This is a genomic window from Cryobacterium serini (assembly GCF_004404025.1).
Taxonomy (GTDB): Bacteria; Actinomycetota; Actinomycetes; order Actinomycetales; family Microbacteriaceae; genus Cryobacterium; species Cryobacterium serini.
The window spans coordinates 20,671-41,517 of sequence record NZ_SOHN01000005.1 but is presented as its reverse complement, the minus strand read 5'-3'; the positions used below and the strand labels follow the sequence as shown (position 1 = coordinate 41,517).

Below are 20,847 nucleotides of genomic sequence, written 5' to 3'. Positions count from 1 at the left end.
AATCTAAGGATCCGATTTTATTGTCGAAGCCCGTCGTCCTGATCGCCGAAGAACTTTCCCCCGCCACCGTCGACGCCCTCGGGCCCGACTTTGACATTCACCACGTCGACGGCACGGATCGCTCCGCGTTGTTCGCCGAGCTCGCCACGGCGCAGGCCGTTTTGGTGCGGTCCGCTACCAAGATGGATGCCGAAGCAATCAAGGCCGCGCCGCGGTTGAAGGTCATCGCCCGCGCGGGTGTCGGCCTCGACAACGTAGACATCAAGGCCGCCACCGCGGCCGGAGTCATGGTTGTAAACGCTCCGACCTCCAACATCATCTCTGCCGCGGAGCTGACCGTCGGGCATATCCTCAGCCTGGCCCGTCACATTCCGGCCGCCTCCGGCGCCCTCGCCGACGGCCAGTGGAAGCGTTCCAAGTACACCGGTGTCGAGCTCTACGAAAAGACCATCGGCATCATCGGCCTCGGCCGCATCGGCGCTCTCATCACTGCCCGCATGCAGGCCTTCGGCACCAACGTCATCGCCTACGACCCCTACATCACGTCGGCTCGCGCCCAGCAGCTCGGCGTTACGCCGGTCACCCTCGACGAACTGCTCGCGCAGTCTGACTTCGTCACGATCCACATGCCGAAGACCCCGGAGACCACCGGAATGATCGGTGCAGCGCAGCTCAAGCTGATGAAGCCGACCGCATTCGTCGTGAACGTCGCCCGCGGCGGACTCATCGACGAAGAGGCGCTGCACGAGGCCCTCCTCGCCGGCACCATCGCCGGCGCCGGCCTCGACGTGTTCGTCAGCGAACCGCCCACCGGCTCGCCGCTGCTTGGACTGGACAACATCATTACCACCCCGCACCTCGGCGCCTCAACCGACGAAGCCCAGGAGAAGGCCGGTGTCTCCGTCGCCAAGTCCGTGCGCCTCGCGCTCTCCGGCGAGCTCGTTCCCGATGCAGTCAACGTAGCGGGAGGTGTCATCGATTCCTACGTGCGCCCCGGCATCCCGCTGGTGGAAAAGCTCGGCCAGGTGTTTTCCGGATTGGCTGCCCACAGCCCGCTCACGAGCGTCGACGTCGAGGTGCGCGGCGAGCTCGTCGAGTTCGACGTCAGCGTGCTCAAGCTCGCCGCGCTCAAGGGCATCTTCACCAACGTGGTCAGCGAAACCGTCTCCTACGTCAACGCTCCGCTGCTTGCCGAGCAGCGCGGGGTCACCGTGCGCATGCTCACCGACGCCGAATCGCCCGAGTACCGCAACGTCATCACCCTGCGCGGCGCCCTCGCCGACGGTTCGCAGGTCTCCGTCTCGGGTACCCTCACCGGCACCAAGCAGATCGAGAAGATCGTCGAGATCAACGGCTACGACGTTGAGGTTCCGTTCGCCAAGAACCTCATCGTCATGCTCTACGCCGACCGTCCCGGGATCGTCGCCGTCTATGGTCGCGAATTTGGCGAGGCCAACATCAACATTGCGGGCATGCAGATCGCCCGCCACGAGGCTGGCGGCAAGGCGCTCAGCGTACTGACCGTCGACTCCGAGGTCCCGGCCGGGCTGCTCGCCTCGGTGCGTGCCGCGATCGACGCCGAGATCATGGTGGAGATCGACCTCACCGACTAGGTTCGATCAGAACGGATGCGAGTGGGGGCCTGCACTGCAGGCGCCCACTTCGTGCCGAAGTACGGCGAATCCGTGAGCTGGCGCAGCGACGGGTGCTCCGGTTTGGTTGACTACGAATCCTGAGGCAGCAGCCGGCCAATCAGGGCGATCAGCCGCGTCATCGATTCGTCGGTGTGACTGGATGGTGTGATGTCGTGCGCGGCGAGCGACGAGTTGACGTAGAGTCCGTCGCTGATCAGCATGATGGCCTGCGCCGTATCCGGGTCATGCACGTCGTCTTCGATGACCGAGAGCCAGCGTCGGCGAATGTCGCTGAGCACCTGAATAGCCCGAGGATCCCGGCCTTGGGCGAGCCGCGAACCGGCGATATAAGCGCGATCAAGCGGACTGCCGGTGTGCACCGAGGTGCGAATGAGGTAGTCGACCGGTCCGGCGGGAGCTGTGCGAATGTTGTCGGCGTCCTCGCGCGCGAGCGCGTCGAGACGGGCCAACAGGCCGTCGACCAGGGCGTCCTTCGAGGCGAAGTGATAGAGCAAGCCGCCCTTGGACACCGCGGCTGCCGCTGCCACAGAGTCGAGTGTGGCGGAGCGTTCGCCACCCTCGACCAGTAGCTCCTCAAAGGCGTCGAGCAGCCGATCCCGCGTGGGAGCGGATGGCGCGGGGGCAGGTTTCGACGTAGGGGCCATGGTAACGAACACGCAGACTGTCGGTTGGGCATAAGAAGCGGACTGGACAACTATACCGTCTAGCCGGTACAGTCAAGGTTGATGTTCCGCCGATGGTGGTCGAAAAAAGTACCCAGAAAGTGAACGAGATCGTGTCTGCCCCCGCTGGTCCCACCAATCCCACCGTGCTGCCCTCCGTGCTGCCCACCGAGTCCCGCGTCGCCGAGGACGAAGCTCTCACAGCCAGCGCAGGGACACCCGGGGGAGCGGCCTCCGCCCTGCCCGTGCAGCACGACCGTCGCCGCTGGTGGGCGATGGCCGTGCTGATGCTGCCGGTGCTGCTCGTATCGATCGACAACACCGTGCTCAATTTTGCGTTGCCGGCGATCTCCACGGCCACCCTGCCGACCGGTGTGCAGCTGTTGTGGATGGTGGACATCTACCCGCTCGTGCTCGCCGGGCTGCTCGTGGCCATGGGGAGCCTGGGCGACCGCATCGGGCGACGTCGTTTGCTGCTCATCGGCTCGGCCGGGTTCGGCGTGGTGTCGGTGTTTGCGGCATTCGCCCCGAGCATCGAAGGCCTGATCATTGCCCGGGCGGCGCTCGGATTCTTCGGCGCGATGCTCATGCCCTCAACCCTGTCGTTGCTGCGATCCACCTTCGTGGACCGTGACCAACGCCGCCTCGCCATCGCCATCTGGGCTACGGGCTTCGCGGCCGGCAGCGCGCTCGGGCCCGTGGTCGGTGGCATCCTGCTCGAGCATTTCGCCTGGGGCTCAGTGTTCTTGATCGCCGTTCCTGTACTGCTGCCGCTGCTCGTGCTGGCACCGATTTTGGTTACCGAGTCGCGCGACCCGCACCCAGGGCGCATCGATTTTCTCAGCATCACTCTGTCGCTCGGCACCATGTTTCCGATCGTCTTTGGCATCAAGAGCATCGCCGAGAACGGTGCGACCTGGCTCACGCTGGCCCCGATCGCGCTCGGTCTGGGCCTCGGCGTGTGGTTTGTGCGTCGCCAGTTGCGCCTGCCGAACCCGATGCTCGACATGGGCCTGTTTCGGCGCGGCGCGTTCAGCGGTGCCGTCGGTGTCAACCTGCTCAGCGTGACGGCCCTCGTCGGCTGTCTCTTCTTCATTTCGCAGCACCTGCAACTCGTGCTCGGCCTCTCACCGCTCTCGGCCGGCCTCGTGCTGGTGCCCGGCCTGGTGGCGATGATCGTGGCCGGTTTGCTGATCGTGCCGATCGCCCGCCGGGTACGCCCGTCTCGGGTGGTGCCATTGGCGCTGCTGATATCCGTCGCCGGGTTCGCGTCGATCGCGCTGCGCGGCGGACAGATCGATGCCTTCTCCATCGGCGTGGCCTTCGTGCTGCTCGGCATCGGAATCGGCGCTGCCGAGACCGTGTCAAACGAACTGATTGTGGCGACGGCACCGGGCGATAAGGCGGGAGCGGCATCCGCTGTGTCCGAAACTGCTTACGAACTGGGGGCGGTACTAGGCACGGCGGTGCTCGGCACCATCCTTACCGTGTCGTACCGCGCGGCGGTATTGCTGCCCGAAGGCCTGAACGCGGCTGAACGGCTTGCCGCAGCCGAAACGCTGGGCGGAGCCGTGGCCGTGGCCGAGCAGCTGCCACACGGGGCGGCGCAGCAGCTGCTCGTTTCCGCGCGGCAGGCTTTTGACAGCGGTGTGGGAATGACCGCGTGGATCGGTGTTGCACTCGTGCTCGGTGCGGCCGTCGTAGCGCTCGTCGCGCTGCGCCGGGCGCGCTGACTACAGGTCGTCGATCGAATTCTCGCGACGTGTGACCTGCTCGCCGTTCGCGGGGTCGGCGATGGTGCGGGTCGTGCTCACGCTGTTGCGGCGACGCGTCATCAGCACGATGCCGAGGATCGTCACGAGCGCGCCGGCCGCGAGCAAAATGTAACCGACGAGCTGCAGGTCCACCCCGGTGACGGTCACGTCGAGGGCCCACACCAGAATGGCGCCGACGACCAGTAGAAAGATTCCCAGTCCGATACTCATGATTGCCCACTTTCAGTTGGTAGTGCGCTTCGCTCCAGCCTAGGCACTTCGACGAGAAAGGTAAGGTTTGACTAGAAGCAATTCAGGTGATCGTTGACCGGTTCGGAGCCGCATGTCTCGTACTATCAAACTCGCTGTCATTCCGGGAGACGGGATTGGGCCGGAAGTTGTCGCAGAGGCCGTCAAGGTGCTCGGCGCTGTCACAGCCCGCGACGACGTCACGATCAGCACGAGCATGTTTCAGCTGGGCGCAGCGCGGTTCCTCGAAACCGGTGATGTGCTCACCGACGCCGACCTCGCATCAATCCAGCAGCACGACGCCATTCTCCTCGGCGCGGTCGGCGGCGTTCCCGGTGATCAGCGCCTGAAAGACGCCAATATCGAGCGGGGACTGCTGCTCGGCCTGCGCTTCGCCCTCGACCACTATGTGAACCTGCGGCCCTGCACGATCTACCCCGGCGTCACGAGCCCGCTCGCCGCCCCCGGCGTGGTCGATTTCGTTGTCGTGCGCGAGGGCACCGAGGGCCCCTATGTGGGCAACGGCGGCGCGATCCGCCGCGGCACTGCCCAGGAGATCGCCAACGAGGTATCCGTGAACACCGCCTACGGGGTGGAACGCGTCGTACGGTACGCCTTCGAGGTGGCCCAGAGCCGCGAGCGCAAACGCCTCACCCTCGTACACAAGACCAATGTGCTCGTCTTCGCCGGCAGCCTGTGGCAGCGCATCGTGAACGAGGTGGCCGCCGAGTACCCCCGGGTTGAAGTCGATTATCTGCACGTCGACGCGGCGACGATCTTCTTCGTCACGAACCCGAGTAGATTTGATGTACTCGTCACCGACAACCTCTTTGGCGACATTCTCACCGACCTGGCAGCGGCAATCAGCGGCGGCATCGGCCTGGCAGCCTCCGGCAATATCAACCCGACGGGCCGCTTCCCCAGCATGTTCGAGCCTGTGCACGGCTCGGCGCCCGATATCGCCGGCCAGCAACTCGCCGATCCGACCGCAGCCATCCTCTCGGTGGCACTGCTGCTCGACCACCTCGGGCTGACGGATGCCGCGGCTCGCGTCAACGAGGCGGTGGCCGACGACCTGCGGCGGCGCAGCAACCTGATGCGGCGCAGCACCGCTGAGGTGGGCGACGCCATCGTGACCCTTTTGACAGACAAGGTACTGAAATGACCGTGACTTTTCCCCTGACTTTTGCCCTCACGCCGTCGACAGGAGCGCGCGCCAAAGCCGACCGCGATGAGATTCTTGCTGACCCGAGTTTCGGTAAGCACTTCACCGACCACATGGTTACCATCGACTGGTCGATCGAAGCCGGTTGGCACGACGCCCGCGTCACCCCCTACGGCCCGTTGATGCTCGATCCCGCCTCGTCGGTGCTGCACTACGGGCAGGAGATCTTCGAGGGCCTCAAGGCCTACCGGCACGCCGACAACTCGATCTGGACCTTCCGGCCCGAGAAGAACGCCGAGCGGCTGCAACGCTCAGCCCACCGCCTCGCCCTTCCTGAGTTGCCGGTGGAGGACTTCATCGAGTCGGTCAGGCAGATGATCGCGATCGACGGAGACTGGGTGCCGTCCGCGCCCGAGACCAGCCTGTACCTCCGCCCGTTCATGATCGCCAACGAAAGCTTTCTCGGGGTGCGCGCCGCCCAGAAGGTGAGCTTCTACGTGATTGCGAGCCCGGCCGGTGCGTACTTCGCCGACGGTGTGGCCCCGGTGAAGATCTGGCTGTCGACCGATTACTCCCGCGCTGGCCGCGGAGGTACCGGGGCGGCCAAGTGCGGCGGCAACTATGCTGCGTCGCTGCTGCCCCAGATGGAGGCGTATGAGAACGGCTGCGCCCAGGTGCTCTTTCTCGACGGCGAGACCGGAACGAACGTCGACGAGCTCGGCGGCATGAACGTGTTCTTCGTGTACGGCACCGACACGATTGTCACGCCTCGCCTGACCGGATCCATTCTCGAGGGCGTCACCCGCGACAGCATCATGCAGCTCGCCCGCGACCGCGGTATGACCGTGGAAGAGCGCGCGGTGACGCTGGCAGAGTGGCGTGATGGCGTCGCATCCGGTGCCATCACCGAGGTTTTCGCCTGCGGAACCGCCGCTGTCGTCACCCCGATCGGCCAGCTCAAGGCCAGGGACTTCACGATCGGCGATGCGGATGCCCCGGCGGGTGCGGTCACCCTGTCGCTACGTCAGGAACTCACCGACATTCAGTACGGGCGCGTGCCTGACCGTCACGGCTGGCTCACCCGCCTAGACTGAAGCTTTTGGCCTTTACGGGCGGGAATGAGACACGTGAAGATCGCACGCTACAGCTACCAGGGCGCCATCGCATTCGGCATCGTTGACGACGACGAACTGGTCGTGCTCACGAGCGACCCGATGTTCGCCGGATTCGACACAACCGGCGACCGGGTGGCCCTGGCCGACGTGAAGTTGCTCGCGCCGGTGATTCCACGCTCGAAGATCATCGCGGTGGTGTCTTCTGAGGCGTTCCTGCTGCGGCCGAACACCACTGTCGTCGGCCCCGGCGACGCTATCGTGCTGCCGGCCGCCTCCGATCGGGTCGAGGTCGACGGCCAGCTTGCGATCATCATTGGCAAGATCGCCAAGAATGTCTCGGTAGCGGATGCCGCTGGTCGCGTCTTCGGCTACACCGTCGCGACGGTCGTCACCGCCGCCGACCTCGCTTCGGCAACCCGGGCCGGGGCCTTCGATACGTTTCTCCCGCTCGGCCCGATCATTGAGACGGAGTTCGACGAGGCAGCCACGTCGCTGCGCGGATTGATCAATGAGGAGGAGTTTCAGGCGGTCGACCTCGGCGACGACGACCGCACCACCGAGGACGTCGTTGCTGCGCTCGTGTCCTTTGCCTCAAGCGTTTTCACGCTGCTGCCGGGCGATGTGATTCTAGCCGGTCCGATGGACACGCCGGCAGACGTCGTCGACGGCGACACTGTCACGATGTCGATTGAGGGCATCGGAACACTCGTGAACCCCGTGGTGCGCCCGGCCTGATCCGAGCGGTGCTTGGCTCCGAGTCCACCTTACGGAATCGGGCCCCTGATCGATCATGGGCCCACGTTCGGGGCCCAGGCCCGGAAAGAACGAAAGCCGGGCGCGCGGATGTACGGCTCAGACCGTCTTGGTCCGGCGGGCCCACCCTATGCAACCGGGCCCATGCTTGATCATGGGCCCACGTTCCGGGCCTGGGCCCGGAAAGCAATAAGTCAGGGGCGCAGGGCGGCCAGGGCCAGCGCTACGTCTTCTTCGTCATTGAAGAGGTGAAAAGCTACGCGAGCGCGACCGGCCCGGCCCGAGGCGGTGAGGCCGGCGTTGGTGAGGCGCGCGAGGTCGCGGCCGTCGGCATCCGGCCAACTGATGATGGCCTGATCGAGCCGGGGCAGCCCCAGACCGTCACAGAGGGCGTTGCCGAGGCCGACATTGTGGGCGCGCACCTCGGCCAGCTCGAGGCTGCGGAACAGATCGATGGCCGGCTCTGCACCGACCCAGGCCGGCCAGGCCGGCGATACGTCGAATCGGCGGGCATCTTGGGCGAGCGTCATTGCCGGCCCGTAACAGGATGCCCACGGGTCGTCTCCGGCATACCAGCCGGCGTTGATGGGGTGCAGTTGCGCCGCGAAGGCTTCCAAGACCGTGAAGAAGGCTACGCCGCGCGGGGCACCGAGCCATTTGTAGCTGTGGCAGATTGTCGCGTCAAATGCCGCGGCGTCGACCGGCATCCACCCGGTTGCCTGGGTCGTGTCGCACAGGCTGAAGGTGCCCGTAGCCTGGGCTGCGGCTCGGATGGCGACGCTGTCGGCCACGGTGCCTGTGGCGGACTGCACGAGTGAAAACGCCACGAGCCAGGTGTTTGCAGTCAGGCTCGCAGCCAGGTCGGCCAGCGCTACCTGCCGCACGGTCACGCCGCGGTGGGCCTGCGCCAGAAAGGGAAACACCATCGAGCTGAAGTCGCCAATCGGCAGCACCACTTCGGCGCCGTCGGGAATGCTCGCGGCTACCAAGCCCGCCATAACCGAGGTCTGCGAGCCGATTGCCACCCGGTCGGGCGTGACGTCGACGAGGTCGGCGTAGCCGACGCGCACGCGCTCGACGACCTCGACGTAACGCGAGGCGCTGGCCTCTCTGCGGGCCCAGGCCTCACTGTCGGCGCGCATCGCGGCGATGGTGGCGTGCGTCGGCAGCCCGAGAGTGCAGGCGGCCAGATAGCCGCGACCGGACGTGTATTGCGCGCGTGCGTCGGTGAGGCTGAGGGTGCTCTTTTGGTTTGGTGCGCGGGTCATGATTCCAGTGTGACGAGGTGGCATCCATAGGACAACAGCCGTTCCTTCGTAATCCAGCAGGCAGGCTCCCGCAACTAGAATCATGAGTAATGTCTGACACCACTGCACACCCGTTTTCTACCGCCACCGGAACCGACGTTCGCGTGCGGTTCTGCCCCTCGCCGACCGGAACGCCCCACGTGGGCCTCGTTCGCACCGCCATGTTCAACTGGGCCTACGCCCGGCACACCGGCGGCAAAATGATCTTCCGCATCGAAGACACCGATGCCGCCCGCGACAGCGAAGAGAGCTTTCTGCAGCTCGTCGAGGCCATGCGCTGGCTGAAGCTGGACTGGGACGAAGGCGTCGACGTCGGCGGACCCCAGGCGCCGTACCGCCAGTCCGAGCGCTACGACATCTACCGCGGCGTCATCGAGCAGCTCAAGGCAAGCGGCCACATCTACGAGAGCTTCGTCACCGGCGAAGAGATCGAAACCCGTAACCGCGACCTCGGACGCGACCCGAAGATGGGCTACGACAACTTCGAGCGTGACCTCAGTGAGGAGCAGAAGGCCGCCTACCGGGCCGAGGGCCGGTCCCCGGCACTGCGCCTGCGGGTGCCGGACACCGAGCTCTCCTTCGACGACCTCGTGCGCGGCGAGATCACGTTCCCGGCCGGATCGTTCAGTGACTTTGTCGTGGTGCGCCCGAACGGGCATCCGCTTTACCCCTTCGTCAACCCGGTCGATGACGCGCTTATGGGCGTCACCCACGTGCTGCGCGGCGAAGATCTGCTCTCGTCGACCCCGCGCCAGATCGCGCTGTACCACGCGCTCATCGACATCGGCGTGACCACCTTCGTGCCCCGCTTCGGCCACCTGCCCTACGTCATGGGCGACAAAAACAAGAAGCTCTCCAAGCGCGACGCTGAGGCGAACCTGTTTCTGCACCGCGACCGCGGTTTCATTCCCGAAGGACTGCTCAACTACCTTGCGCTGCTCGGCTGGTCGCTCACCCACGACCGCGACGTGTTTTCGATCGACGAGTTTACGGCCGCGTTCGACGTCGTGAACGTCAACCCCAACCCGGCCAGGTTTGACTTGAAGAAGGCTGAGTCGATCAACGGCGACCACATTCGCCAGCTGGAGGCGTCAGACTTCGCCGCCCGGCTGGTGCCCTATCTGGTGACCGCCGGCGTGCTCGGCGACACCCCGAGCGCGGCCGACCTGGCCCTGCTCGCCCAGGGCGCACCGCTTATTCAGGAGCGCATCGCGCTGCTCGGCGAGGCCCCCGCTATGCTTGGCTTTTTGTTCGTAACCGGCGCCGACCTCATACTCGAAGCGGATGCCCTCGCCTCGCTCCCGCAGAACGCCGCCGACATTCTCGGCTCGTCTCGCACGGCGCTCGAAAGTATTCCTTCAGCGGAATGGACCACCGAGCGGGTGCATGAACTGCTCGCCGAGACGCTCGTCGTGGGGCTGGGCCTCAAGCCGCGCGTGGCCTTCGGTCCGCTGCGTGTCGCGCTGTCGGGCCGCAAGATTTCGCCGCCGCTGTTTGAGTCGATGGAAATTCTCGGTCGGGCCGAAACCCTCGGCCGCCTTGATCGGGCACTCACGGTGACGACGACTGCTTGACACTGAGCTGGTGGGGCTTCGACTCGCCGGGGGACACCTCGGTTTGGCCTCTCCAGCCCGAGTGGGCTAGGCTACTACTCGGCCCGATCTTCGGATTAGGCATTGGGGTATGGTGTAATTGGCAACACGGATGATTCTGGTTCATTTGTTCTTGGTTCGAGTCCAGGTACCCCAGCTTTAGCCCCTGAGTTTTCGCGGAAACCAGGGGATTTCTTGTTTCCAGACACACCGTTCACGGCCCAAAGTGCCACTTTGGGTGCCAAAAACGATTCCCAGACGCCAATTTGGGGACAGCCATGGCGGTTAGCCCGGCCAACTACGCGTTGCTGCGTACAAGGTCGGAATGCCGTGTCGCACCTCATTGTCATGACCGATGATGACGCACAAATCATGACCGGGCAGCAGGTCGCCGACCTGTTGCAGGTCTCGCCCCGCACGCTCAAGAAGTGGCGGCAGACTCGAACCGGGCCACCGTATCGACGCATGGGCCGCCACGTGAGACACCTGCGCCGCGAGGTTCTCGCTCTGTTCGAGGCTTTGGCCATGTATGCCTAGGCGGCGGATGCGCACGGGCGAAGTCGGCACCATCCGCGTTGTCGTTCTGGCGAACGGACAGACCCAGGCACATGCACGCATGCGGGACGAGTTCGGGACGCTCCATCGGCTAAAAGGAACGCGTGCCACCGAGGTGGAGGCCCGCCGTGCACTCGATGACCAGGCCGACCTGCTCCGAAATGGCATCGCGGGGCTGTCTTTGGCCGCGAACCTCGCCGGCCGGCGACACCGCCGCGCGGTGGCGCTCCCGCATCCATTCGTAGCGGCTCGATATTCCCTCAGTGCGGGCGTCAGGCAGCCTGTGCACGTGGCCTAGCGGTGTCGTGGGTTGCGTCCTCCCTTGCCCTGCAATTTACCGTGCCCCGCGAACATAGTGCGCACCTCTACACGGGCACGCAATGAACTTCCTCGTGTCGGTTGACAGCGTCCCTCGTGATAGGTATCGTCTACTTCACACGAAAACATCACAACATCACAAGTACGTAACATGAGAACTTGTGGGCTCCGGCAATGTTGGAGTGAATTTTCCATTCGGAACTGACAACGATGTCTGGCTCTCAGCCAGCATCAAGCGCCAGCGCCAGTTGCGGTACAGAGATCTACTCACCTCGGCAAATCTGCCGAACAGTCCGATAGGAGCGTCATCCACATGCGCGCAGTCGTTTTTGAATCAGCCGGAAACCTCACTCTTGCCGAGCGGCCGGAACCGACCGCAGGCCACAAAGAGGTCATCATCGAGGTTGCCGCTGTCGGCGTCTGCGGCACCGACACCCACGTGTTCGACGGTGAATTCGAAGGCACCATCTTTCCGCTGGTTCCAGGCCACGAGGCCTCGGGCATCGTCGTCGCCATCGGCGCCGGTGTGACCCACGTCGCAGTGGGTGATCAGGTTGCCGTCAACCCCAGCACGACCTGTGGGGAATGCGAATACTGCCTCACCGGCAAGTCGAACCTATGCCGAGCCTGGAACGGCCTCGGAGTCGTGGCTTCCGACGGCGCCTCACAGGAACGATTCACTGCTCCCGCCGCCAACGTCTTCAAGCTCAAGCCCGAGACGGATGTCTACCAGGCGGCGCTCATCGAGCCGCTCGCGTGCGCGATTCGCGCCTACGACATTTTGCCGCGCAAAATGAGCGAGCACTATCTGGTCTACGGTGCCGGCACGATGGGCCTTCTCATGGCTCAGCTGGCGCCGCGCGCCGGCGCAGCCAGCGTGACGATCGTGGACCTCAACGAGGGGCGCCTCGCCACTGCGCGTGAGGTCGGAATCGACAACGCCTACACGAGTGCCAACGATGCCGGCCGCGAGAAGTGGGACGTTGTCATCGATTGCACCGGCAACATCCGCGCCATTGAAGACGGTCTACCCCGCGTCAAAGCCGGTGGAACCTTCCAGCACTTCGGCGTGGCGCCGGCCGAAGCCATGGCAAACTACTCGCCGTTTCGCGTCTACCGCGATGAAATCTCGATCGTCGGAACGATGGCCGTGCTCAATTCCTTCGGACGCGCGGTCGAGATGTTCGAAGCCGGCGCGATCAAGAGCGAACCTATGATCAGCCACTCCTTCACACTTGAGGATTACCCGCAGGCGCTCGAGATGTTCCGTAAGGGGACAGGTCGCAAACTTCAGATCCGCCCGAACGACTCGTCCTCAAAGGTGTTTCACGCGTGAAGAATCAATCGGTGAAGAAGCGTCGCGCACTGTGGGTCGGAGGGATTGTCGTCGTGCTGGTCGCGATGGGGTTCGGCACGAAGGTCGTGACGGGTGAGGAATTAGCGGCGTCGACACCGGTCGAGTTCAGCGCCGCCGAATACGGTGCGACGGAATTTCCGATCGTGCAGGCGGCAGTGATGAAGAATGCCCACGACCTGGCTCTGGTCTCGACGGCTCTGGCGGATGACGCGGAAGCGGCAGCGGAGAAGTACGGCGTCGTCGAGGGGACATCTTTTCCGGTATTTTCCGTCTCCTTCACGGCGATAGCGGGTGCGGCGGACGTGCAAGGAATCGTTCCGTTCACCATTGATGGGGTGCCGGCCGAGGTGACGGTGCGTATGCAGACCGGGCCGGCGATCAGTGGGACAGACCTGCGGGACGCGACCGGGACCATCCACTTTCCTGACTTCACCAACCAAATCGAATATCAGGATGCCGGCGCGGCGCTGAACGAGGAGCTGAAGGCTGAGGTGCTGTCGAACATTGTCGCAGCGGACCTGGCGGGTAAGTCGGTCACGGTCACCGGGGCTTTCCAGCTCGTCAATCCCGCGTCGTATCTCATCACGCCCGTCGATGTCGTGGTGAACTAAATGTCGGTAGTTGACGTTCGTGTCGATTCCGACGATGTAGCGCTGAGCGCGCGTGCTGTCGTCAAACGCTATGGCGGAGTGCACGCTCTCAAGGGCGTCAACTTTGACATTGTGCGTGGCAAGGTCACGACCCTGTTCGGTGAGAACGGCGCCGGAAAATCGACGCTGATGAAAATTCTCTCCGGGGTGGAATCGCCCACCAGCGGAGAAATTCGCCTGAACGGCGAGGTAGTTCAGTTCGCGTCGTCGGTGCAGGCCCGCGATCTGGGGATTTCGATCATCCACCAGGAACTGAGCCTGTGCTCGAACCTGAGTGTGCGCGACAACATCTTCATGGGACGCGAGCTGACCACACCACTGGGTGGCGTTGACTTCGCCGCCGAGGATGCGGCGGTGCGGGTGGTTATGACGGGACTGCAGGAGGAGATCGCACCGGGCACGCTGTTGTCAGAACTGCGCCTGGGGCAGCAACAAATTGTGGAAATCGCCCGTGCCCTCTCGGTCAACTCCCGCATCCTCATCATGGATGAGCCCACCTCGGCGCTGAGCGCAACCGAGGTGGAGGTGCTGTTCAAAGTCATCAACGATCTCACCACCGCCGGTGTCTCAATCGTCTACATCTCGCACCACTTGGAAGAGGCCTTGCAGGTCACCGACTACGCCGTTGTGTTGCGAGACGGTGAAATCGTCGCGCAATCGCACGCCGAGCACATCAATCTCGACTGGATCGTCGAAAACATGGTCGGCCGCAATTTCGACCTCGGTAAACCGCCGACCGGGTACGAACTGGGACCGGTCGCCCTCTCCCTGGACGGCGTGAGTGTCGCCGATGCGACCGCTCCCGATCGTCTGCTCGTCAACCGGCTGTCCCTGGACGTGCGAGCGGGGGAGATCGTGTGCATTTACGGTCTCATGGGTGCCGGTCGCACCGAACTGCTCGAAGCGGTCGCCGGCCGAGTAGCCGTCGCGGAGGGAACCGTCAGCCTGTTGGGTGAGAACCTCGGTAATCTTCCGATCGCCGACCGTATTAAACGGGGTCTGGGGCTCGTTCCTGAAGATCGGCAGCGTGATGGCCTCGTGCAGTCGATGTCGGTGGGCCATAACCTGTCGCTGGCCAGCCTGACCACCCTGGTGAAGAAAATGTTCCTCTCCCGGACCCAGGAAGACGCACTGGTGCAGACCCAGATCAGCGATGTCCGGGTGAAAACCGACGGCGGCAATGCCCCGATCGGATCGCTCAGCGGCGGAAACCAACAAAAGGTCGTCATCGGTAAAATGTTGGCAACGAACCCTCAGGTGATCCTGCTCGATGAACCCAGCCGAGGAATCGACGTCGGTGCGAAGGCTGAGGTGTTTGGGCTCCTCGCCGGCCTCGCTACCCGCGGCCTCGCCGTAATCTATTCGACCTCCGAGGTAGGCGAGTGCCTGAGCATTGCCCACCGCATCATCGTGATGAACAAGGGACGCATCGTCGCGACCTTTGGACCCGATGCCAGCAAAGAACAGATCATGGCTGCGTCCGGTGAAGCCGTGATCGCCGAGTCCCCGAACGGAAACGACTAACTCATGAGCACCACAACAAAAACACCATCGAGGGGTTTGTCCTCCCTCTTCTCAGACGGCTTCGACATTCGCGCCGTGCTCCTGCGCGGGCGGGCATTCTTTGCCCTCATCGTCATTATCATCGTGTTCTCGGCGCTGTCACCCAACTACTTCACCGTCAACAACCTGCTGCAGATGTCGGCACACGTGGCCATCTTCGCCGTGCTTGGCCTCGGTATGCTCATGGTGATCTTGAACGGTGGCATCGACCTCTCGGTCGGGTCGACCGTGGGACTGTCGGGAATTGTTGCCGGCGCTCTCATGCAGGGAGTAGAGATTCCCGCCCTGGGGCTCAAACTCTTCCCCTCCGTGTGGGTCGTCGTTCTCCTCGCGCTGGCCACCGGCGCCTTCGTCGGGTTCATCAACGGAGTCCTCATCTCCCGGTTCAAGGTGGCGCCTTTCGTCGCCACCCTCGGCATGCTCTACGTCGTTCGCGGCGTCGCGCTCCTGATCACGGGCGGCCTCACCTACCCGGCACTACAAGGCCAGGAAGCCCTCGGCAACACCGGATTCAACATGCTCGGCTTCAACCGGATCCTCGGCGTGCCGACCGGCGTGGTGATCATGGTCGTCCTGGCTATCCTCGCAAGCGTTCTCCTGAATCGCACCGTGTTCGGCCGCTGGATTTACGCATCCGGCGGCAACGAACGTGCAGCGGAACTCTCCGGTATCCCGGTCAACCGCGTCAAGATCCGTGTGTACGTCCTCAGCGGTATCGCTGCAGCTGTCGCCGGTGTGATCATCGCCTCCGAACTCACCTCCGCCAACCCCACGGCCGGAGAAACGTTTGAACTCACCGCCATCGCAGCCGTCGTGATCGGTGGTGCCAGCCTCATGGGAGGCCGCGGCACCGTTCGCGGCACGCTCCTGGGCGCTTTCGTCATCGGGTTCCTCTCCGACGGTTTGGTCATCATCGGAGTCTCCGAGTATTGGCAGATGATTTTCAAGGGCGCCGTCATCGTGCTCGCCGTTCTCCTCAACGCCGTTCAGTACAAGGGACGAAAGACTCCTGCGGCAAACGCTTCACCCCTACCGACTTCCTCGCCTCGTGACACTCCGGCCACAGCCGAAATCGCGACCGAGAAGATCATCGGCTGACAGCTTCGTCATCCGATACCTAACCCAAGAAATGGACAGCAACATGTTTCGCAAAGCAGCAGCAGCGTTTGCCGTGGTGGTCTCGACCGTCGTCGTACTAGCCGGATGCTCGGCCACGCCCACCACAACGACAAGTGACGACACCGCGGCCGGCGGCCTGATCAGCATCATCGTCAACGACCTCGCCAACCCGTACTGGACCGCAGAGGGAGAAGCAGCGAAGGCGCAGGCAGAGAAGCTTGGCTACACCGCCAACGTCGCAGCCCACAAGGCCGATGCAAAGGCGGAGAGCGACCTGATCGATACCGCAATCACCAACAAGTCCGTCGCTATTGTGCTCGACCCGGCCGACGCCAGCGGTTCCATTGGTGCCGTGCAGAAGGCCACCGATGCCGGCATCCCCGTGTTCCTGGTCAACGCCGAGATCAACGAGGAAGGCATCGCCAAATCGCAGCTCGTCTCCAACAACGCTCAGGGAGCAGCTCTCGGTGCGGCCGAATTCGTCAAAGCAATGGGCAGCACCGGCATTTATGTTGAATTGAAGGGAAAGCCGTCGGACAACAACGCGGCGACACGATCCAACGGCTTCGCTACCGTTTTGTCGCAGTACCCCGACATGCAGCTCGTGGGCCAGGAAGTTGCCAACTGGGACCAGAAGGAGGGTCACGACAAGATGCAGACGCTGCTTGCCGCACACCCGGACATCACCGGCGTAATCGCCGGGAACGACCCCATGGCCCTCGGAGCGATCGCTGCGCTCAAGGAAGCCGGGAAGCTCGACTCCGTCGTCGTCGGTGGTTTCGACGGCTCACCCGACGCAGCCGTCGGCGTTGAAGATGGCAGCCTCGCGTACAGCGTTCTTCAGCCGGTCGTCACCTTCGCAACAGCCGCAGTCGACCAGGCAGACTCCTACCTCAAGACTGGAAAGACGGGCGCCGCCACCGAGAAGCAGTCCTTCGACTGCATTTTGATCACCACCGAAAACGTTGGCAAGTACACGTCGTTTGCCCTGAGCGAGTAACAGCACCACTGGCCCCGGGACGATACCGCCATTGTTGTCGGCGGTCGTCTCGGGGCCCAGCGCCCTCAAAAGCGTCGTCGCTACGGCGAAAGAGACATTCGTTCATTACCCCACTGATTTCAGCATCGCCCCGGAGGGCGCTTCACATGACCTACCTGTATAACGACCCGGTTCAGTTTGCGGATGAGTGCATCGACGGCTTTGTCGCCGCGAATTCCACGTTCGTGCGGAAAGTTCACGGTGGGGTGGTGCGGGCCTCCCGCACCCCGACGGGTCAGGTCGCTGTCGTTATCGGGGGCGGTTCCGGTCACTATCCGGCCTTCGCGGGCTTGGTCGGCCCCGGCCTCGCACACGGCGCCGCCATGGGCAACCTCTTCGCTTCGCCTTCGGCGCAGCAGATCTACAGGGTCGCAAAAGCAGCAGCAGGCGGAGCGGGTGTGTTGTTTACGTACGGAAACTATGCCGGCGACGTTCTTAATTTTGATCAGGCCCAGGCCCGGCTCATCGCGGAGGGTATTCCGTGCCGAACGGTCGTAGTTACCGACGATATCTCCAGCGCCTCTGAACCTGAGTCGCACAAGCGTCGCGGCGTCGCCGGCGATCTAGCTGTGTTTCGAGCTGCAGCGTATGCGGCCGAACGCGGCGACGACCTGAATGCGGTCTGGACCCTCGCGAACCGGGCCAACGAGCACACACGCTCATTCGGAGTGGCCTTCAGCGGATGCACCCTCCCCGGTGCGTCCGCACCGCTATTTACCGTTCCCGAAGGCCGAATGGCGGTGGGCATGGGCATCCACGGCGAGCCGGGTATCAGCGAACAGGACCTCCCGACCGCCCACGGCCTCGCCGAGCTGCTCGTGGAGGGTCTCGTGCACGCCCGCCCGGCGACTCTCGATTCCTCCGCCGGTGCGCGTGTCGGTGTCATCCTGAACGGCCTGGGCGCGGTGAAGTATGAAGAGCTGTTCGTGACCTACGGGAGTGTGTCAACACTGCTCACGGCGCAGGGAATGGAAATCGTTGACCCTGAGGTCGGCGAGCTGGTGACGAGCTTTCAGATGGCCGGCGTCTCCCTGACCCTCTTCTGGCTCGACGCAGAGTTGGAAGAGGCCTGGAAATCTCCCGCCTACACGCCGGCCTATCGCAAGGGGCTCGTGAATCGCCAGGATGTCGATCGGGACCTGATCACGATAGTGGACGTTGTCGAGGACGCCATCCTCCCCTCCAGCGCAGCGTCGCGCGCCTCCGGCGTCATTGTGCTGGACAGCATCCGTGCCATCAAGAACATGATCGACACCAACGTCGAGGAATTGGGGCGGTTGGATTCGGTGGCTGGAGACGGCGACCATGGAATCGGAATGCAGCGCGGTGCGAGCGCCGCCCTTCTCGCGGCAGAGGATGCGGCCGCCCACGAAGCCGGTGCTGGCAGCATCCTCTCGAAGGCCGGCGATGCCTGGGCGGATCGGGCTGGTGGAACCAGTGGTGCGCTTTGGGGCCTCGCTCTTAATGCCGTAGCCGCTGAAGTAGGGGACGTCGCAGCCCCTACCGCGACAGTACTTGCGTCCGGCGTCACCGCCGCATTGGCAGCGATCGCCCGCTTCGGCAAGGCGCAGTTGGGCGATAAGACCATGGTCGATGTGCTTTCACCCGTCGCCATAGCCCTCACCGAGTCGGCCGAACACGGTCTGACCGCCCGGGATTCGTGGAAGAGTGCAGCCCTGATCGCCGCCGAGGCTGCTGACGCCACATCGCAGCTACTGCCAAAAATTGGCCGTGCCCGTCCGCACATGGAAAAAAGTCTCGGAAGCCCCGACCCCGGAGCCGTATCTCTGGCACTGGCGATAGACGCCATTGCCGCGGTAATGAACAGCCAACAGAAAGTAAGTCAATGAGCCAGAAATTGCGCCTGATTATCGGATCCGACGATGCTGGATTCGCCTACAAAGAGATACTGAAGGCCGACCTCGAAGCTAGCGACCTGGTCGAGTCGGTTCTCGACGTCGGCGTTGACGCCAGCAACCACACTGCCTATCCGACGGTGGCAATCGCCGCCGCCGAACTGATCGCCTCGGGTCAGGCCGATCGTGCGCTGCTCCTGTGCGGCACCGGCCTGGGCGTCGCCATCGCGGCGAACAAGGTTCCTGGTATTCGTGCGGTGACGGCCCACGACAGCTACTCGGTGGAACGCGGAGTATTGAGCAACAACGCGCAAGTTCTCACCTTTGGACAGCGTGTCGTGGGGATTGAACTGGCTCGTCGTCTCGCCAAAGAATGGCTGACCTACACCTTCGACGAAACGTCCGGGTCGGCGGAAAAGGTCGCGATTTTATCGACGTACGAAGACAATGTCACCGTCTAGCGTGTTGCTGGGCGTCAGCCTCAAGATGTACTTCGACCACAATCGCACCCGCTCCTGGTGCACCGAAGTTGCTGAGCTGGCACGGCGCCACGAATCACTGGTGAGCGGTGCCGTCACCCTCGTGGTGCTCCCCGGATTCACCTCACTCGCGACGACCGTTGAGATCTTCACCGGAACCGGAGTCTTGGTGGGAGCACAGGACCTCTTCTGGGAGGACCGTGGAGCCTTTACCGGCGAGGTGAGTGGCGCAGACCTGACTGACGTCGGATGTACGTTCGTTGAAATCGGTCATGCGGAGCGGCGAGCACTCTTTGGTGAAGGCCCAGCCGTGATCGCCAAAAAGCTTGCTGCAGCTGCGCGAAATGGCCTCACGCCGATTCTGTGCGTTGGGGAAGCATCCCTCGGAACTCCACGCGAAGCTGCCCAGGCGTGCATCGAGCAGCTTAATGCTTCCCTGATCGAAATCAGTCCAACGGACCGCGGAATGCAAATTGTCGTGGCGTACGAACCGGAATGGGCGATCGGAGCAGCTGAACCAGCTCAAGCGGACTATGTGGCTGCGGTGGCAGTTCTCCTGCGCGACTGGCTGGCCACGCGACTGGGCGAGGGCAGTGCCCGGGTCATCTATGGAGGGAGCGCCAAACCGGGGCTCCTGAGCGAGTTGGGCGGATCGGTCGATGGACTCTTCCTGGGTCGTTTTGCGCACGACGCCACGGCCCTCAGGCAGATTCTCGACGAAGCGGCGGCGAGATCGCACCAGCACGCGAATCTAAAATAAGTACAAACAACGCTTTCCAAACGAAATCAATGCGGGAAAGAGTGACGTGAACGCAAACTCAGTCTCCGATGACAGCCGCCAGTCGCGCCAGCTAGCCCGACAGCGGGCGATCAGTGAAACGGTGATGGCCGAGGGCGCAGTGAGGATCGAGGACCTCGCCGAGCGATTTGATATCAGTGTGATGACCGTGCATCGCGACCTCGACGAGCTGGAAGCACGGGGACTTCTTCGAAAGACGCGGGGGCAGGCCACAGCGCTGTCGACGAGTCTCGTTGAGTCGAGCGACGTCTATCGTTCCAACCGACAGGTTGCCGAGAAGGAGTCCCTCGCCCTCGCTGCCCTGGAATTCATCGAACCCGGCCAGTCAATCTTTCTCGACGATTCAACAACCGTGCTGCAGCTGGCCAAGTACCTGCCGACCCGAGCACCGCTCACGGTCATCACCAACGTGTTGACCCTGATGAATGAACTAACCGGCATGCGTGGCATCAGCCTGGTCGCCCTCGGCGGCGACTACTACAACTGGTGCAGTGCATTTCTCGGACGCATGACCAACGAGGCGATCCAAAAACTTCGTGCCGATGTTTTCATCATGTCGACCTCGGCTATCACCGACGATGTCTGTTTTCATCAGACACTGGAAACAGTGGATACCAAGCGCGCAATGTTCGAGTCCGCGGCGACACGAATTCTTCTGGTGGACCACACCAAATTCGAAAAGCGCGCCCTACACGCTCTCGCCGAGCTGACCGAGTACGACATCGTCATCGTGGACGCCCAAACGGCGCCCGAGCACATTACGAGGATGCGTTCGAAAGGCATCCAGGTCGTCGTAGCCCCCAAACTTGCCCGTGCCGACGGCACATCGGCGGCTCGTCACTAGTAGAACTGAACTGCTT

The 20,847-nt window shown here is 63.4% G+C and carries 20 protein-coding genes and 1 tRNA gene; 18 read left to right on the top strand and 3 right to left on the bottom strand.

The genetic code is table 11. From position 1 onward, the window contains the following. Window positions 1–20: 20 nt before the first annotated feature. Window positions 21–1,613 carry a phosphoglycerate dehydrogenase gene (serA, locus tag E3T51_RS02200; RefSeq protein ID WP_134526974.1) on the top strand — a complete coding sequence of 531 codons (1,593 nt, stop codon included), beginning with the start codon at window positions 21–23 and terminating at the stop codon, window positions 1,611–1,613. A gap of 110 nt (window positions 1,614–1,723) precedes the next feature. Here serA and E3T51_RS17305 read toward each other — a convergent pair whose 3' ends face one another. Further along, the gene (locus tag E3T51_RS17305; RefSeq protein ID WP_134526971.1) at window positions 1,724–2,299 is read right to left on the bottom strand and encodes a TetR/AcrR family transcriptional regulator; all 576 of its coding nucleotides are present in this window, start codon (window positions 2,297–2,299) and stop codon (window positions 1,724–1,726) included. Window positions 2,300–2,592: 293 nt separating this feature from the next. Between E3T51_RS17305 and E3T51_RS02190 the strand changes: the two genes are divergently transcribed. Beyond that, window positions 2,593–4,050 carry an MFS transporter gene (locus E3T51_RS02190; protein ID WP_134527050.1) on the top strand — a complete coding sequence of 486 codons (1,458 nt, stop codon included), beginning with the start codon at window positions 2,593–2,595 and terminating at the stop codon, window positions 4,048–4,050. On the opposite strand, the gene E3T51_RS02185 is transcribed toward E3T51_RS02190, so the two are convergent. Continuing rightward, window positions 4,051–4,302 (bottom strand): DUF6458 family protein, encoded by a 252-nt coding sequence (locus tag E3T51_RS02185; protein WP_104190529.1) that lies wholly within the window; start codon window positions 4,300–4,302, stop codon window positions 4,051–4,053. It lies immediately after the preceding gene. Window positions 4,303–4,414: 112 nt separating this feature from the next. On the opposite strand from E3T51_RS02185, the gene E3T51_RS02180 reads away from it, so the two are divergent. Genes E3T51_RS02180 through E3T51_RS02170 form a run of 3 tightly spaced genes read left to right on the top strand, consistent with a single transcriptional unit; the run spans window position 4,415 to window position 7,335 of the window. Further along, window positions 4,415–5,485, top strand: coding sequence for a 3-isopropylmalate dehydrogenase (locus E3T51_RS02180; RefSeq protein WP_134526968.1), 1,071 nt, complete (start codon window positions 4,415–4,417; stop codon window positions 5,483–5,485). After that, window positions 5,482–6,579, top strand: coding sequence for a branched-chain amino acid aminotransferase (locus E3T51_RS02175; RefSeq protein ID WP_134526965.1), 1,098 nt, complete (start codon window positions 5,482–5,484; stop codon window positions 6,577–6,579). Before E3T51_RS02180 ends, E3T51_RS02175 begins: the two co-directional genes overlap by 4 nt. A gap of 33 nt (window positions 6,580–6,612) precedes the next feature. Further along, window positions 6,613–7,335: a fumarylacetoacetate hydrolase family protein gene (locus tag E3T51_RS02170; RefSeq protein ID WP_134526962.1), complete on the top strand. Its 723-nt coding sequence runs from the start codon at window positions 6,613–6,615 to the stop codon at window positions 7,333–7,335. A 212-nt stretch (window positions 7,336–7,547) separates the two neighbouring features. Here E3T51_RS02170 and E3T51_RS02165 read toward each other — a convergent pair whose 3' ends face one another. Further along, the gene (locus tag E3T51_RS02165; protein WP_134526959.1) at window positions 7,548–8,621 is read right to left on the bottom strand and encodes an aminotransferase class V-fold PLP-dependent enzyme; all 1,074 of its coding nucleotides are present in this window, start codon (window positions 8,619–8,621) and stop codon (window positions 7,548–7,550) included. Window positions 8,622–8,710: 89 nt separating this feature from the next. On the opposite strand from E3T51_RS02165, the gene gltX reads away from it, so the two are divergent. The 13 genes from gltX (at window position 8,711) to E3T51_RS02100 (ending at window position 20,831) form a co-directional block, all read left to right on the top strand. Beyond that, window positions 8,711–10,234, top strand: coding sequence for a glutamate--tRNA ligase (gltX, locus tag E3T51_RS02160; protein WP_134526957.1), 1,524 nt, complete (start codon window positions 8,711–8,713; stop codon window positions 10,232–10,234). Between the two features lie 103 nt (window positions 10,235–10,337). Next, window positions 10,338–10,409: transfer RNA gene (locus E3T51_RS02155), tRNA-Gln, on the top strand. A gap of 173 nt (window positions 10,410–10,582) precedes the next feature. After that, a complete protein-coding gene (locus E3T51_RS02150; protein ID WP_241989127.1) occupies window positions 10,583–10,789 on the top strand; it encodes a helix-turn-helix transcriptional regulator in 207 nt (68 codons plus the stop codon). A gap of 7 nt (window positions 10,790–10,796) precedes the next feature. Continuing rightward, complete coding sequence (locus E3T51_RS02145; protein ID WP_134526954.1) at window positions 10,797–11,105, top strand: hypothetical protein; 309 nt, start codon at window positions 10,797–10,799, stop codon at window positions 11,103–11,105. A 333-nt stretch (window positions 11,106–11,438) separates the two neighbouring features. Then, complete coding sequence (locus E3T51_RS02140; protein ID WP_134526951.1) at window positions 11,439–12,461, top strand: zinc-dependent alcohol dehydrogenase family protein; 1,023 nt, start codon at window positions 11,439–11,441, stop codon at window positions 12,459–12,461. Continuing rightward, window positions 12,458–13,093, top strand: coding sequence for a DUF2291 family protein (locus tag E3T51_RS02135; protein WP_198417830.1), 636 nt, complete (start codon window positions 12,458–12,460; stop codon window positions 13,091–13,093). The genes E3T51_RS02140 and E3T51_RS02135 overlap by 4 nt, the downstream gene beginning before the upstream one ends. Next, window positions 13,094–14,656: a sugar ABC transporter ATP-binding protein gene (locus E3T51_RS02130; RefSeq protein WP_134526948.1), complete on the top strand. Its 1,563-nt coding sequence runs from the start codon at window positions 13,094–13,096 to the stop codon at window positions 14,654–14,656. 3 nt (window positions 14,657–14,659) lie between these two features. Beyond that, the gene (locus tag E3T51_RS02125) at window positions 14,660–15,793 is read left to right on the top strand and encodes an ABC transporter permease (RefSeq protein ID WP_134526945.1); all 1,134 of its coding nucleotides are present in this window, start codon (window positions 14,660–14,662) and stop codon (window positions 15,791–15,793) included. Between the two features lie 43 nt (window positions 15,794–15,836). After that, entirely contained in the window at window positions 15,837–16,814 is a 978-nt protein-coding gene (locus E3T51_RS02120; protein WP_134527041.1) for a D-ribose ABC transporter substrate-binding protein, read from the top strand. A gap of 146 nt (window positions 16,815–16,960) precedes the next feature. Beyond that, window positions 16,961–18,703, top strand: a complete 1,743-nt coding sequence (locus tag E3T51_RS02115) for a dihydroxyacetone kinase family protein (RefSeq protein WP_134526942.1) — start codon at window positions 16,961–16,963, stop codon at window positions 18,701–18,703. Next, a complete protein-coding gene (locus tag E3T51_RS02110) occupies window positions 18,700–19,170 on the top strand; it encodes a ribose-5-phosphate isomerase (protein WP_134526939.1) in 471 nt (156 codons plus the stop codon). Before E3T51_RS02115 ends, E3T51_RS02110 begins: the two co-directional genes overlap by 4 nt. Beyond that, the gene (locus E3T51_RS02105) at window positions 19,157–19,948 is read left to right on the top strand and encodes a triose-phosphate isomerase family protein (RefSeq protein WP_134526936.1); all 792 of its coding nucleotides are present in this window, start codon (window positions 19,157–19,159) and stop codon (window positions 19,946–19,948) included. The genes E3T51_RS02110 and E3T51_RS02105 overlap by 14 nt, the downstream gene beginning before the upstream one ends. A 46-nt stretch (window positions 19,949–19,994) precedes the next feature. Continuing rightward, window positions 19,995–20,831, top strand: a complete 837-nt coding sequence (locus tag E3T51_RS02100; RefSeq protein ID WP_241989126.1) for a DeoR/GlpR family DNA-binding transcription regulator — start codon at window positions 19,995–19,997, stop codon at window positions 20,829–20,831. Window positions 20,832–20,847 lie beyond the last annotated feature (16 nt).